The sequence below is a fragment of the Streptomyces sp. NPDC006294 genome (assembly GCF_042870895.1).
Lineage (GTDB): Bacteria > Actinomycetota > Actinomycetes > Streptomycetales > Streptomycetaceae > Streptomyces.
In genome coordinates, this window is the sequence record NZ_JBIAHV010000007.1 from 256,006 (window position 1) to 269,513 (window position 13,508).

Genomic DNA, 13,508 nt, shown 5'->3' on the forward strand with positions numbered 1-13,508 from the left:
CGGGACGCGCCACCCGGTGACGCTTACGGGCCGGGCCTGGAGTGCGGCGGGGACGACGCACGACGGCCCGGCCCCCGCGAAGGGGGCCGGGCCGTCACAGATGCGCGGGCGTCAGCTCTCCGGCTGCGCCACGGCCTTGCGGGCACGCGTCCGGCGCGGCTTGGTCTCCGGCTCGGCCGCGGCCTCGGGCGCCTCGGCGGTTTCCGCGGTCTTGCGGGTGCGGGTGCGGCGCGGCTTGGTCTCGGCCTCGGGTGCCTCGACCGTGTCGGTGGTGGCGGCCGCACGCGTCCGGCGACGGGGCTTGGCCTCGGGCTCGGCCTCGACGTCACCCTCGGCCGTCGCCACGGCCTTGGCGGCCCGGGTGCGACGCGGCTTGGTCTCCGGCTCGGCCGCGGCCTCGGCCGTCTCGGCGGTTTCCGCGGTCTTACGGGTGCGGGTGCGGCGCGGCTTGGTCTCGGCCTCGGGTGCCTCGACCGTGTCGGTGGCGGCGGCCGCACGGGTCCGGCGGCGAGGCTTGGCCTCGGGCTCCGTGGCAACGGCCGGCTCCGAGACCTCCACGGCCTCGGCGACCGGCTCGGCGACGGCGACGGCGGCCGCGGCGCCGCGGGTGCGGCGGCGAGGCCGGGTCACCGTGGTGCCCTCGGCCGTCTCGACGGCGACGCTCTCCACGCCGGCCGTCTCCACCGCGGCGGTCGCCTCAGGCGACGCCTGCACGCTCACGCGGGTGCGACGGCGGCGGCGCGGCGTGCGCGCTTCGGCCGTCGGCGAGTCGCTGGTGGCCTGCTCCGGTACGACCGTCTCCCCGTTGCGCGTGCGGCGGCGCTGACGCGGCGTGCGCGTACGGGCCGGCCGCTCCTCGACGGCGGCCGGCGCCGCCGACGCGGACCGGCGGCCGCGGCCACCGGTCTCGCCGAGGTCCTCGACCTCCTCCGCGGAGAGACCCGCGCGCGTGCGCTCGGCACGCGGCAGGACACCCTTGGTGCCGGCCGGGATCGACAACTCCTCGAACAGGTGCGGCGACGTGGAGTACGTCTCCGGCGGGTCCGGGAAGCCCAGGTCCAGCGCCTTGTTGATCAGCTGCCAGCGCGGGATGTCGTCCCAGTCGACCAGCGTGACCGCGATGCCCTTCGCCCCCGCGCGGCCGGTGCGGCCGATGCGGTGGAGGTACGTCTTCTCGTCCTCGGGCGACTGGTAGTTGATGACGTGCGTGACGCCCTCGACGTCGATGCCTCGCGCGGCGACGTCGGTGCACACGAGCACGTCGACCTTGCCGTTGCGGAACGCGCGCAGCGCCTGCTCACGGGCGCCCTGGCCCAGGTCGCCGTGGACGGCTCCGGAGGCGAAGCCGCGGCGGGCGAGCTGCTCGGCGATGTCCGCCGCCGTCCGCTTCGTACGGCAGAAGATCATCGCCAGTCCGCGGCCGTCGGCCTGCAGGATGCGCGAGACCATCTCGGGCTTGTCCATGGAGTGCGCGCGGTAGACGCGCTGGGTGGTGTTGCGCACGGTCGCGCCCTCGTCGTCGGGCGAGGTGGCGCTGATGTGCGTGGGCTGCGACATGTAACGGCGGGCGAGTCCGATGACCGCGCCCGGCATGGTCGCCGAGAACAGCATGGTCTGCCGCTTGGCAGGCAGCTGCTGGATGATCTTCTCGACGTCGGGCAGGAAGCCCAGGTCGAGCATCTCGTCGGCCTCGTCGAGGACGAGCGCACGCACGTGCGAGAGGTTCAGCTTCTTCTGGCCGGCCAGGTCCAGCAGGCGCCCGGGCGTACCGACGATGACGTCGACGCCCTTCTTGAGCGCCTCGACCTGCGGCTCGTAGGCGCGGCCGCCGTAGATGGCGAGCACGCGGACGTTACGGACCTTGCCGGCGGTCAGCAGGTCGTTGGTGACCTGGGTGCACAGCTCGCGGGTGGGAACGACCACCAGGGCCTGGGGCGCGTCGGTCAGCTGCTCGGGCTCCGCCCGGCCTGCCTCGACGTCCGCGGGGACGGTGACGCGCTCCAGCAGCGGCAGGCCGAAACCGAGCGTCTTGCCGGTGCCGGTCTTGGCCTGGCCGATGACGTCGGACCCGGAGAGCGCGACGGGAAGCGTCATCTCCTGGATGGGGAAGGGATTCACAATGCCGACGGCCTCGAGGGCTTCGGCGGTCTCGGGCAGGATCCCGAGATCCCGGAAAGTCTGCGTAGTCAGGGTGTTGCCTCTTCTGTGAGACGCGGCGCGAGGCGAACGCGGGGGTCGTACCGCACCCGGTGTGTGACCGGCCATGGGTCGGCCGGACGGTGCGGGACCACTGCCGTCGCTCGAGCGCTCGTACCGCTGAGGGGGCCCCTCGTCTGCGGTCGTACGCAAAGGTGCGGACGATCCGCCGGGAGGGCGGTCGGGTCGGAGCCGATCGTGGCACCGACCGGGCATCCTCATTCATCAGACGGCCCACTGAAGGCGCAGAAATGCTCCGAACGCTCAGCAGGCGCATTACCACTGTACCCCGGATTCGCGCATGTGTGTTGGGTGAATTCACGAGAACTGTCTTCCGGGCATGGCTGACCAGGCCCTTACCGTCCGCGGCGGGCGGGCTATTGTGCCGTCATGGAGACGCCTGACAACGCCACTGAATCCACCGGACACACCGGGATCGCCGCCCAGGACTGGGCTGCGGCTTCCGCGGAACCGCAGTACCGTGCCGCCGTCGTGGACCTGCTCGGGGCGCTCGCATACGGCGAGCTGGCGGCATTCGAGCGGCTCGCGGAGGACGCCAAGCTGGCGCCGTCCCTGTCCGACAAGGCCGAGCTGGCGAAGATGGCCTCCGCGGAGTTCCACCACTTCGAGCGACTGCGGGACCGGCTGACGGCCATCGACGCGGAGCCGACGGCCGCGATGGAGCCGTTCGCCCAGGCCCTGGACGACTTCCACCGGCAGACCGCGCCGTCCGACTGGCTGGAGGGCCTGGTCAAGGCCTATGTCGGTGACTCGATCGCCAGCGACTTCTACCGCGAGGTGGCCGCCCGCCTGGACAGCGACACCCGCGCCCTGGTGCTCGCGGTGCTCGACGACACCGGTCACGGGAACTTCGCCGTGGAGAAGGTCCGCGCCGCGATCGAGGCCGACCCGCGGGTCGGCGGCCGGCTCGCCCTGTGGGCGCGGCGGCTGATGGGCGAGGCGCTGTCCCAGGCGCAGCGCGTGGTGGCCGAGCGCGACGCGCTGTCCACGATGCTCGTGGGCGGTGTGGCCGACGGCTTCGACCTGGCCGCGGTCGGCGAGATGTTCTCCCGCATCACCAAGGCGCACACCAAGCGCATGGCGGCGCTGGGCCTCGCGGCATAGCGCGGCAGGACAGCGGCGCCGGGGGAGCGTCAGGAGCGTTTTCCGCGCCGCGTCCGGGGACCGGGCCCCTCGGACGACGGCGCCGTGCCCGGCCCCTCGGGCGGCGACCCGGCCCGGTGCTGCTCCGCCCGCCGGTGGGGCGGCGGGCGGCCCTTGTGCAGGCTCAGAAAGGGAACGCGCGGCTGAGTGTGTGGGCGCGTGTGCGTGTGGACGGGCGGATCAGCAGCGAGAGCAGTACGGCTCCGATGGCCACGGCGCCCAGCAGGGTCGCCAGCGGGTACCCGGGCCCCAGGGCCACGTGCGTCACATAGGCGCCGAAGAGCGCGCCCAGCGTGCCGGTGGAGAAGACCGCCCTGCGGGAGGGAAGACGATCGGCGAGGTGCCGGACCGCCGCCCAGGAGAGGGCGAGCCCGAGCAGAACAGAACCGAGCGATTCCAAGAGCACTGCTGATCACCTCGCGGACGCCGGACACGGGCAGTCGGTCGTAGCCCGTACTACCCGACGCACACGCGGCGCAACCCTCCAGGGAGCGGTTCGGAGCAGCGCCGACCTGCGGAGGGCCGAGCAGCGGAAGAGGGCCCGGCGGTCTCCCGCCGGGCCCTCTTCCGTGTGCTTCACGCGCTTGTCCGGATCGTGTCCGGCGCGCGCGGCCGCTGCGGCTACAGTGCGCCGAATCCCACGCGCCGCGCCGTCGTCTCGCCGATCTCGACGTAGGCGAGCCGGTCGGACGGCACCAGGACCTTGCGGCCCTTCTCGTCCGTGAGGCTGAGCAGCTGCGCCTTGCCGGCCAGCGCATCGGCCACCGCGCGCTCGACCTCCTCGGCGGACTGCTCGCTCTCCAGAACGATCTCCCGGGGCGCGTGCTGCACGCCGATCTTGACCTCCACGGCTATGTCCCTCCGAACGGTCAGTGCGTTGCGCGGTCAGCCGCGCCGTACGCAGCACACATTAGCCCGGAGTCGGGACGGGTCAGGACCCGCCGGGAAACGCCAGGAGCGAACAGCCCCTGCGCCGGAGCCGTCGGCGCAGGGCCCGTCTCATTGCTGCGCCTGGTCGCTGCCGTGCAGCGGGAAGCCGGCGATGCCGCGCCAGGCCAGCGAGGTGAGCAGCTGCACGGCGGTGTCGCGCGGGATGTTGGAGCCGCTGGAGAGCCAGTACCTGGCGACCACCTGCGAGACGCCGCCGAGGCCCACGGCGAGCAGCATCGACTCGTCCTTGGACAGGCCCGTGTCCTCCGCGATCACGTCGGAGATGGCCTCCGCGCACTGCAGCGAGACCCGGTCCACGCGCTCGCGCACCGCGGGCTCGTTGGTCAGGTCCGACTCGAAGACCAGCCGGAAGGCGCCGCCCTCGTCCTCGACGTACGCGAAGTAGGCGTCCATCGTGGCGGCGACGCGGAGCTTGTTGTCCGTGGTCGAGGCCAGTGCGCCGCGGACGGCCTGGAGCAGCGATTCGCAGTGCTGGTCCAGCAGCGCCAGGTAGAGCTCGAGCTTCCCGGGAAAGTGCTGGTAGAGCACGGGCTTGCTGACTCCGGCCCGCTCGGCGATGTCGTCCATCGCCGCGGAGTGGTAGCCCTGGGCCACGAAGACTTCCTGAGCGGCGCCCAGGAGCTGGTTTCTGCGGGCTCGGCGTGGCAGGCGTGTGCCCCGCGGGCGCGCCGCCTCTGTCTGCTCGATGGCTGTCACGCCGCCTCCCAATGTAAGAACAAGCACAGTTCGGACGAGCACAGTTTGAACAGGTGCCTGCCTGAACAAGCATTTGCCTGGACCGTCGCGGTGTCCCGCGTGCGCTGCGCGCCGCGCCCGCCATCGTACTTTTGGGTAACCCGGCTGTGTGTCGCGCGGACGCAGGATTTCACGGACCGGACAGTCTCGGAAGCTGCGGGTTCGTGAATCGACCCTGGACATATCGGGGCAACGGGCCGCAGGTCACCGGTAGTCGTCCTCGTCGAGTTTGACCACACGCGTCTGTTCGACGATGTCCGCCTCGTTGGCGGTCGCGGGGTCGACGCGGTCCACCGGGTCGTCGCGCTCGGTGCGCACCTCGGTGTGCTGCTCGGCGGCATCCGCCTCGGGGACCTCTTCGTCGTGCGTTCCGGTGTTCTGTTCGTCTTCCTCAAAAGTCTCGGGATCGGTCGGGTCGACTGACATGCGGCACCGCTTTCGATGGAGAGCGCCCTTTTCATACGAGCCTAGGAGGTACTGATACATGGCGCTACGTGGTGATTCCGTCGCCCCTTCCGGGTGCCCCGCCCGACGCCGGCGATGTGTGACGCCGAACACACGGGGGCCCGCGTGATCGTCTCGTAACATTGCCCCATGTCTTCGACCGAGCTGCCGGGAGCCCGCGCCCTCAGCGCCGTGGCGGCCCCCAAGGTCGCGACCGTGCGCGTCGCGGAGGGGGAGGAGCTGCGCTCCGTCGCCCTGCCAGGACTGACCCTGACGGTGCGCTCGCGGCCCCCGGTCCGCACCGGGCCGCCGCCGGCGTTGTACGTGCACGGGCTGGGCGGCTCCTCGCAGAACTGGTCGGCGCTGATGGCGCGGCTCGACGACGTCGTGGACGGTGAGGCGCTCGACCTGCCCGGCTTCGGGGACTCCCCGCCGCCGGACGACGGCAACTACTCGGTCACCGGCCACGCCAGAGCCGTGATCCGCTTCCTCGACTCCGGCGGCAGAGGCCCTGTGCATCTGCTGGGCAACTCCCTGGGCGGCGCCGTCTGCACCCGCGTCGCAGCGGTCAGGCCCGACCTGGTGCGCACCCTGACGCTGGTCTCGCCCGCCCTGCCGGAGCTGCGCGTGCAGCGCGCCGCGGTGCCGACCGCGCTGCTCGCGCTGCCGGGCGTCGCCGGTCTCTTCGCCCGGATGACCAAGGACTGGACCGCGGAACAGCGCACCAGAGGAGTGGTGGCGCTCTGTTACGGAGACCCCTCACGAGTGACTGACGAAGCCCTGCGTCATGCTGTCGAGGAGATGGAGCGGCGGATGAGCCTGCCGTACTTCTGGGACGCGATGACCAGGTCGGCGCGGGGAATCGTGGACGCGTACACGCTCAGCGGGCAGCAGGGGCTGTGGCGGCAGGCGGAGCGGGTGCTCGCCCCGACACTCCTCGTCTACGGGCGCAAGGACCAGCTTGTCTCGTACCGTATGGCGCGCAAGGCGGCAGCGGCCTTCCGGGACTCCCGGCTGCTGACGCTCCCGGACGCCGGGCACGTTGCCATGATGGAGTACCCGGAAGCGGTCGGCCAGGCCTTCCGGGAGCTGCTCGACGACGAATGCGGTAGGAGCTGATCCGGGGCGTGGGACGACACAGTCGCAAGGGCGCGCGCACGGAGAGCGGTCCGGCCCCCGCTGAACGGGACGCCGAGGCCGCTCTACCCGGCACGGGCCGGCGCGGGCGCCCGCCGGGGCCGGACGGCGGTTCCCGGCCCGAGCAGCACGCCCCGGGGTCCGGGACGCCGCCGCCCCGCCGCGAGCACCCCCAGCACCAGGAGGCCGGAGGCGGCTGGGGCGACTGGACGCAGGCCGGACAGCGCCCGCAGCCGCCGCAGCGTCCGCAGGCGGGCACGATGGCCGGGCCGCGGGTGCCGGGCCCGCGACGGGAGTACGTCGACGCCTTCGACCAGGCGCCGCCGGCCCGCCCCCCGCGCCCCGATCCGTACTCGCCAGATCCGCACGCCACCCGCACCGACTGGGACACCGGGCACGGACGGCCTCCCGAAATCGCGGACGACCGCGAGACCGACGCCCTGCCGGACACGGACGGGGAGCCGGCGGAGGAGTCGTCGGCGAAGGGCGGCAAGGGCCGCGCGTTCACCGGGATCGCGGCCGCCGCGGTGATCACCGTGCTCGCCGTCGTCGTCGCGGGACAGGTCGCGGCCGAGCGGTCGGAGACCATCGGCGGCCAGTCCTCCGGGGAGCGCGCCGTGGAAGAGCGCCCGGGCCGCTCCGAGGGCAGGCCCACACCGCCCCAGGGGGCCGAGCCCCCCGCCGTGGCCCCGAGCTACCGGCAGCTGATGACGCAGCAGTTCCCGATCGACCCCGAGCTGACGGCCTCCGGTGACTTCGCGGCCGTGCCCGGCTTCGACGAGGCGCCCGGCAAGGGCCGCAAGATCCGCTACCGCGTGGACGTCGAGAAGGGCCTCGACATGGACGCCGGGCTCTTCGCCAGAGCGGTCCAGGAGACGCTGAACGACGACCGCAGCTGGGCGCACGGCGGTGAGATGACCTTCGAGCGGATCTCCTCGGGCGAGCCCGAGTTCGTCATCACACTGGCCAGCCCCGGCACGACCGCCGTCTGGTGCGCGAAGTCCGGGCTCGACACCACCGTCGACAACGTCTCCTGCGACTCCGCCTCCACGGAGCGCGTGATGATCAACGCCTTCCGGTGGGCGCAGGGCGCCGAGACGTACGGCGACGACGCGATGCCGGCCTACCGGCAGATGCTCATCAACCACGAGATCGGCCACCGGCTCGGGTACAACCACGTCAACTGCGGCACGCCCGGCGCGCTCGCGCCCGTGATGCAGCAGCAGACGAAGACGCTGGAGATCGGCGGCATCAAGTGCCGCGCCAACCCGTGGGCGTACCCCGGCGAATGAGGTCACGCGGGCCTGGCCCGTGGATGACGCTCCGTGTTCGATCGGCACCGTAGCGCGACGGAACGCTACCCGGGTGCGAAAGTTACGTGCATTCACCCCTTCCGGTGGTGGGGGGGGGGCGCCGGCCCCCCCCCCCCCCCCCGGCCCCCGCCCCGGCCGGCCCCCCGGGGGGGCGGCCCCCCCCCCCCCCCCCCCCCCCCCCCCACCCCCCGGGCCACCGCCCGGGGCGGCCGGCCCCCCCCCCCCCCCCCCCCCCCCCCCCCCCCCCCCCCCCCCCCACCACCGGCATGTCCGCTTAACGTCGTTCCGCTGTGAGTCGCCGGAAACCAACGGCGGCCGCCACAAGGGAGAACGGGGGTGCACTCGTGCGGATCGGACTGCTCACGGAGGGTGGTTACCCGTATGCGACCGGTGAATCCAGGCTCTGGTGCGACCGGTTGGTGCGCGGACTCGGTCAGCACGAGTTCGACCTGTACGCCCTCAGCCGCAGCGCCCGGCAGGAGGCCCAGGGCTGCATCCGGCTTCCCCCGCAGGTGCGCAGGGTGCGCACCGCCGCGCTGTGGGCCCCGGCGGACGACGGCCTGAGCTACGGGCGGCGCGAGCGCAGACGCTTCGCGGGCCACTTCAAGGACCTCGCCGCGGCGGTGTGCGCCGACGGCGACGGATTCGCCGACGGGCTGTACGGGCTGGCCGAACTCGCCCGCGAACACGGCGGACTGTATGCCGCACTCCGGTCGGAGACCGCCGTGCGCGCCCTCGAGTCCGCCTGTCGTGCGCCCGGCACCCGCCGTACGGTGCACGGTGCCACCGTGGTCGACCACCTCGCCTTCGCCGACCGCCTCGAGCGCGCTCTGCGCCCGCTGCTCCTCGACTGGTACGACGAGGAGGGCCTCGGTGCGGTCGACCTCAGCCACGCGGCGTCCGGCGGACCGGCGGCCCTGCCCGGCCTTTTGGCCAAACGCTTCTGCGGAGTCCCGCTGCTGGTCACCGAGTACGGCGTCCAGCTGCGCGCCCACTATCTCGCGGCCAGCGACGCCGGCCTGAGCACCCCGGTACGGGCCCTCCTCGCCTCCTTCCACCGGCAGCTGGCCACCGAGGTCTACCGGCAGGCCGCCGTCATCACCCCCGGCAACACCCACGCGCGGCGGTGGCAGGAGAAGTGCGGCGCCGACCGCCGGAAGCTGCGCACCGTCTACCCCGGAATGGAGGCGGACCGTTTCGCGGCCGTCGGTGACAGCGCCGACACCGGCGACCCGCACACCTTGGTCTGGGTCGGCCGGGTCGAGCCCTCCAAGGACATCGTCGCCCTGCTGCACGCCTTCGCGGAGATCCGCAAGGAGGAACCGGCGGCCCGGCTGCGGCTGTTCGCCCCGCCCGCCGCGAGCCCGGAGGCGGTCACCTATCTGGGGCACTGCAAGGCGCTCGCCGCACAGCTCTTCCCCGACGAGGCCGACGGCGCGCACGCAGTCGGCGACAACCCGGTCTCCTTCGAGGAGATCGGCGGACCGGAGGCCCCGGAGCTCGTCGACGCGTACGCCGCCGGGGGAGTGGTCGTCCTCTCCAGCGTGGTGGAGGGCTTCCCCGTCAGCCTGGTCGAGGCGATGTTCTGCGGCCGCGCGACGGTGTCGACGGACGTCGGCGCGGTCGTGGAGGTCATCGGCGGCACCGGGCTGGTCGTGCCCCCGCGCAATCCGCGGGCGCTCGCCGACGCCTGCGTCGCGCTGCTGCGCGACCCGGCGCGCCGGGAGCGGCTGGGCGCGGCGGCGCGCGCCCGCGCGCTCGAACTCTTCACCGTGGAGCAGAACCTGACGGCATTTCGCGGCATCTACCTGGAACTCATCTCGCACGCCCCGGTGCAGCGGGAGGCCGTCGACGCGGACGGCGAGCCGCTGCCCTTCGCGCACCCCGCCGAGTCGCACGTGCCGGGCCACTGGACCGGCACGGCGGCGGGCCCGCACACCCCGAGCTGGGCGGAGGAGCCGCGCCTCGTCGCGACCGGAGCCCCCGGGGACACGCCTGAGGAGGCCCACCGATGACGTCTCCCCGTACGACCGAAAGCGCCGCAACCCCCTCCGCGGGCACCGACACGGCGACCGCGCCCGACGCGGCACGGGTTCTGACGGCCCTGGCCCACGTCCAGGCGGAGGGGCAGACGGCGGCCGGTCGGATGTGGCCGGCGGAGCCCGCCATGGGCGGCCGGTCCGGAGCAGACCGACGACCCGCCCCATGGGCCGGTCAGGAGGGGGAGCCCGGCCCGGAGAGCCCGGACGCACCGGCGGGCGACCCGTCCGGCGGAGAACGACGCGCCGACTCACGGGCGGGTCGGGAGACGGAGGCGGCCCGGCCGGGCCCGGCGCAGGCCGGAGACCGGTGCTGCCCGCCACCGGCGGCCTCGACCGGCACCCGGCCCGCCGCAGGCCGGCCGACTCCCGGAGCGGTCGGCATGGGCGCCGTCGAACGCGACGGTGGTGTTCCCGCCGAGGGCGGGTCGGCCCCGGCCGGCGCCCGGTCCAGGGAGGGCCGGTCGGGTCCGGCGGGGCCGCCAGGCACGGGTCCCGCCGAACGCCGCGGCGGCGCCTCCGGGCGCTCGGGCGTCGAGCCCGGCCCGCGACGAGGGGCCGCCGACCCCGTGAAGGCGCTCATGCACCGTCATCGCGAGCTGTGCGAGCGGGCCGTCGATCCGTTGGAGATCGCCGCCGGGCTCGAGGCGCACGGAGTCACGGACCGGACCGCGGCGCGCTTCCGCCACCGGGACGTGTTCGCACTCGCCGAGGAGATGCACGCGCGGGTGCCCCGCGCCACGGAACACACCCCCGCTCCGGTCCGGCCGGCGCGCGCCGCCGATTCGCGCGCCGGCCGGACCGGATCCGCCCGCTGGCTGCTCCGTGCGCTCCTGCCGGGAGCCGTGTGCGCTCTCGCCGTGGCGGGCATGGAGGCCGCCGAGGGCACCCTGCGGCTCCTCGCCGGTGTCGCCGGGGCCGTCGGGGTCGCCGTGACGACGGCGCTGTGCCTGCGCCGCGGACCGCTCCGGGCGAAGGGCCGCACCGCCGCCTCCGTACAGATGTGGACGCTCTGCCTGCTCGCGTTCGCCGCCTTCGGCCAGGGGCTCCTGCACGAGGTGACCACCGGGGGACCGGACCGCGCATGGCCCATGGACACCACGCCGCTGGTCGGGCTCGCCCTCGCCCTCGCCCCGGCGGCCTGCTGCGCCCACCTCTACTCCGTGCTCGCCCGGCGCCGGCTCGAACGGTGCCGCGGGCTGGACGAGTTCGCGGCGGGGGCGCGGCCGCTGCTCCTCGCCGTCCTGGTGCTCCACATGGGCGCCCTCACCGTCCTGCTCACGCTCACCGGGCTCGTTCTCCCGGGCGGCTCGCCGGTGCCCACCGCCGCGCTCGGCACGCTCCTCTTCCTGGCCCGTCTGCTCGTCGTCCACGGCTTCCCCGAATCCGCCGCGACGGCCCTGGCGGCCGCCTGCGCCGCCGAGGCCGCCGCCCCCACCCTGCTGCTCGCGGGACGCCTGCCCGGTCTCGATGCCCTCGCGCGTCCCGTCGACGCGGTCGTCGGAGCCTGGGGCACGGCGGCCGTGCCGGCGCTCGCCTGCGGCGCGGCCGCCGCCGGGCTGCTCGCCCATGCCGCCGCCGCCCTGTCCCGGGCCTCCGCCCACACCCCTTGACCTGCCCCTTGACTGCCGCCGGACCATCCGCCGCACTCCGCGGAGCCGACACCTCGGAGTACCGGCCGCCATGGCATCGACAGCAACATCCTGAAGGAGAACGCGACATGACCCCGCAACACCCAGCTCCGGCCCGTCGGTCCCGAGGAGCGGCGCGATGAGGGTGCTCCTGCTCGGTGCCAATGGATTCCTCGGCCGCTTCGTCGCCGACCGGCTGCTCGCCGATCCGGCCGTGCACCTGACCACTCTGGGCCGCGGCGACGACGCCGACGTCCGCTTCGACCTCTCCGGCGGCAGCCCGGGGGCGCTCACCCGCTTCCTGGGCGCCGTCCACCCCGGCGTGGTCATCAACTGCGCGGGCGCCACCCGCGGCGGAGCCCGCGAGCTCACCAGACACAACACGGTGGCCGTCGCGACCGTCTGCGAGGCGCTGCGTCGCAGCGGCTGCGGCGCCCGCCTGGTCCAGGTCGGCTGCGCGTCCGAGTACGGGCCGTCGCAGCAGGGCTCTTCGACGGCGGAGGACGCGGTCCCGCGCCCCGGCGGCCCGTACGGGGTGAGCAAGCTGGCCGCCACCGAGCTGGTGCTCGGCTCCGGCCTGGACGCCGTCGTCCTGCGCGTCTTCTCGCCCGTCGGTCCCGGCACCCCGGCCGGCTCCCCGCTCGGCCGGCTCGCGGAGGCCATGCGGCGTGCCATGCAGTCCGGCGACGGCGAGCTCAAGCTCAGCGGGCTCGGCGTGCAGCGCGACTTCGTCGACGTGCGCGACGTGGCGCGCGCGGTGCACGCCGCCTCGCTCTCCGCCGCGCAGGGCGTCGTCAACATCGGCACCGGACGGGCGGTCAGGCTCAGGGACGCCGCCACCACCCTCGCCCGGGTCGCCGGTTACGCGGGCGCGCTGCACGAACTGGACACGCCCCCGGGCCGCCCGGTCATCGGCAGCCCCCGCTCCGAGTCGATCATCGAGCACCTCGGCGCCACGCCCTCCCCGTACCCGGACGGCTGCGGCGGCTGGCAGCAGGCCGACGTGCGCACCGCGCGCGACCGGCTCGGCTGGCGTCCCCGTATCAACTTCGAGGAGTCCCTCGCCGACATCTGGATGGAGGCGGCATGCCGCATCTGACCACCACGGACACACAGCTCTCCGCCACCGGCGCGGAGAGGCTCGGCTTCGGCGTCCCCGGCTACGCCCACCCGATGCTCGCCCCGGTCGAATGGGCCGAGCTGACCCGTCCGGGGACGCCGCTGCACTGGGTGGTGCTCAACGTCGCGGGAGGACCGGGCGAGCTGCCCGACCCGCACTGCCTGGAGGCCGCCGGCCGGCTGCGCAACGCCGGCGTGCGCGTCCTGGGGCACATCGACATGGCCCACGGGTCGCGTCCCTTCGGCGACCTCGTCCGTGACGCGCAGCACTTCGCCGACTGGTACCAGACCGACGGGTTCATGCTGGACCGCTGCCCCGCGGAGCGGGCCGACCTCGCCCAGGTGCGGCGGACGACGGCCACCCTGGACGCGGTACTGGACGGCGGTCACCTGGTCCTCGGGCACGGTTCGCACCCGTACCCGGGCTACGCGGAGGCGGCGGACCAGCTCGTCACCTTCTCCGGCCCGTGGACCGAGTACCGCTGGTCGCAGGTGGCCGAGTGGACCGCGGAGTATCCGCCGGAACGGTTCGTCCACTTCGTCCACGGAGTGCCGCGCACGCACCTGGAGGAGGCCACGCGCATCGCCCGCTGGCAGGGCGCGGGGACGATCTTCTTCACCGACCGGGGCGGCCGCAGAGAAGGAAAGGGGCAGAGCGGGCCATACGAGACACTGCCCGGGTACTGGGACGAAATCGTCTCGCAGATCGGACGTGGTGTCTCGGAATGAGAAGGGCCATGGCAGTGTTACGGAGAGAACAACCGTACTGACATACCGAC

12 protein-coding genes are annotated in these 13,508 nt (G+C 73.9%); 7 read left to right on the top strand and 5 right to left on the bottom strand.

Features of this window, described 5'->3' with window-relative positions:
• Window positions 1-111: 111 nt before the first annotated feature.
• Window positions 112-2,094 (bottom strand): DEAD/DEAH box helicase, encoded by a 1,983-nt coding sequence (locus tag ACFYOP_RS14780; protein ID WP_388451572.1) that lies wholly within the window; start codon window positions 2,092-2,094, stop codon window positions 112-114.
• A 492-nt stretch (window positions 2,095-2,586) separates the two neighbouring features.
• On the opposite strand from ACFYOP_RS14780, the gene ACFYOP_RS14785 reads away from it, so the two are divergent.
• Complete coding sequence (locus tag ACFYOP_RS14785) at window positions 2,587-3,321, top strand: ferritin-like fold-containing protein (RefSeq protein ID WP_356892357.1); 735 nt, start codon at window positions 2,587-2,589, stop codon at window positions 3,319-3,321.
• A 163-nt stretch (window positions 3,322-3,484) separates the two neighbouring features.
• Here ACFYOP_RS14785 and ACFYOP_RS14790 read toward each other — a convergent pair whose 3' ends face one another.
• The 4 genes from ACFYOP_RS14790 to ACFYOP_RS14805 all read right to left on the bottom strand — a co-directional run bounded on the left by ACFYOP_RS14790 (window position 3,485) and on the right by ACFYOP_RS14805 (window position 5,472).
• A complete protein-coding gene (locus ACFYOP_RS14790) occupies window positions 3,485-3,766 on the bottom strand; it encodes a hypothetical protein (RefSeq protein WP_356892355.1) in 282 nt (93 codons plus the stop codon).
• 215 nt (window positions 3,767-3,981) lie between these two features.
• A complete protein-coding gene (locus ACFYOP_RS14795) occupies window positions 3,982-4,209 on the bottom strand; it encodes a DUF3107 domain-containing protein (protein WP_356892353.1) in 228 nt (75 codons plus the stop codon).
• 150 nt (window positions 4,210-4,359) lie between these two features.
• Window positions 4,360-5,007 carry a TetR/AcrR family transcriptional regulator gene (locus tag ACFYOP_RS14800; RefSeq protein ID WP_356892351.1) on the bottom strand — a complete coding sequence of 216 codons (648 nt, stop codon included), beginning with the start codon at window positions 5,005-5,007 and terminating at the stop codon, window positions 4,360-4,362.
• Window positions 5,008-5,250: 243 nt separating this feature from the next.
• Window positions 5,251-5,472, bottom strand: coding sequence for a hypothetical protein (locus tag ACFYOP_RS14805; protein WP_356892349.1), 222 nt, complete (start codon window positions 5,470-5,472; stop codon window positions 5,251-5,253).
• A 168-nt stretch (window positions 5,473-5,640) separates the two neighbouring features.
• Between ACFYOP_RS14805 and ACFYOP_RS14810 the strand changes: the two genes are divergently transcribed.
• The 6 genes from ACFYOP_RS14810 (at window position 5,641) to ACFYOP_RS14835 (ending at window position 13,458) form a co-directional block, all read left to right on the top strand.
• Window positions 5,641-6,609: an alpha/beta hydrolase gene (locus ACFYOP_RS14810; protein WP_356892347.1), complete on the top strand. Its 969-nt coding sequence runs from the start codon at window positions 5,641-5,643 to the stop codon at window positions 6,607-6,609.
• Window positions 6,610-6,617: 8 nt separating this feature from the next.
• On the top strand, window positions 6,618-7,919 hold the full coding sequence (locus tag ACFYOP_RS14815; protein WP_356892345.1) for a DUF3152 domain-containing protein: 1,302 nt from the start codon (window positions 6,618-6,620) through the stop codon (window positions 7,917-7,919).
• Window positions 7,920-8,284: 365 nt separating this feature from the next.
• Window positions 8,285-9,955 carry a DUF3492 domain-containing protein gene (locus tag ACFYOP_RS14820; protein ID WP_356892343.1) on the top strand — a complete coding sequence of 557 codons (1,671 nt, stop codon included), beginning with the start codon at window positions 8,285-8,287 and terminating at the stop codon, window positions 9,953-9,955.
• A gap of 605 nt (window positions 9,956-10,560) precedes the next feature.
• The gene (locus tag ACFYOP_RS14825; protein WP_356892341.1) at window positions 10,561-11,592 is read left to right on the top strand and encodes a hypothetical protein; all 1,032 of its coding nucleotides are present in this window, start codon (window positions 10,561-10,563) and stop codon (window positions 11,590-11,592) included.
• A gap of 157 nt (window positions 11,593-11,749) precedes the next feature.
• Window positions 11,750-12,709, top strand: a complete 960-nt coding sequence (locus tag ACFYOP_RS14830; RefSeq protein WP_356892339.1) for an NAD-dependent epimerase/dehydratase family protein — start codon at window positions 11,750-11,752, stop codon at window positions 12,707-12,709.
• A complete protein-coding gene (locus tag ACFYOP_RS14835; RefSeq protein ID WP_356892337.1) occupies window positions 12,697-13,458 on the top strand; it encodes a spherulation-specific family 4 protein in 762 nt (253 codons plus the stop codon). The genes ACFYOP_RS14830 and ACFYOP_RS14835 overlap by 13 nt, the downstream gene beginning before the upstream one ends.
• Window positions 13,459-13,508: the final 50 nt, after the last annotated feature.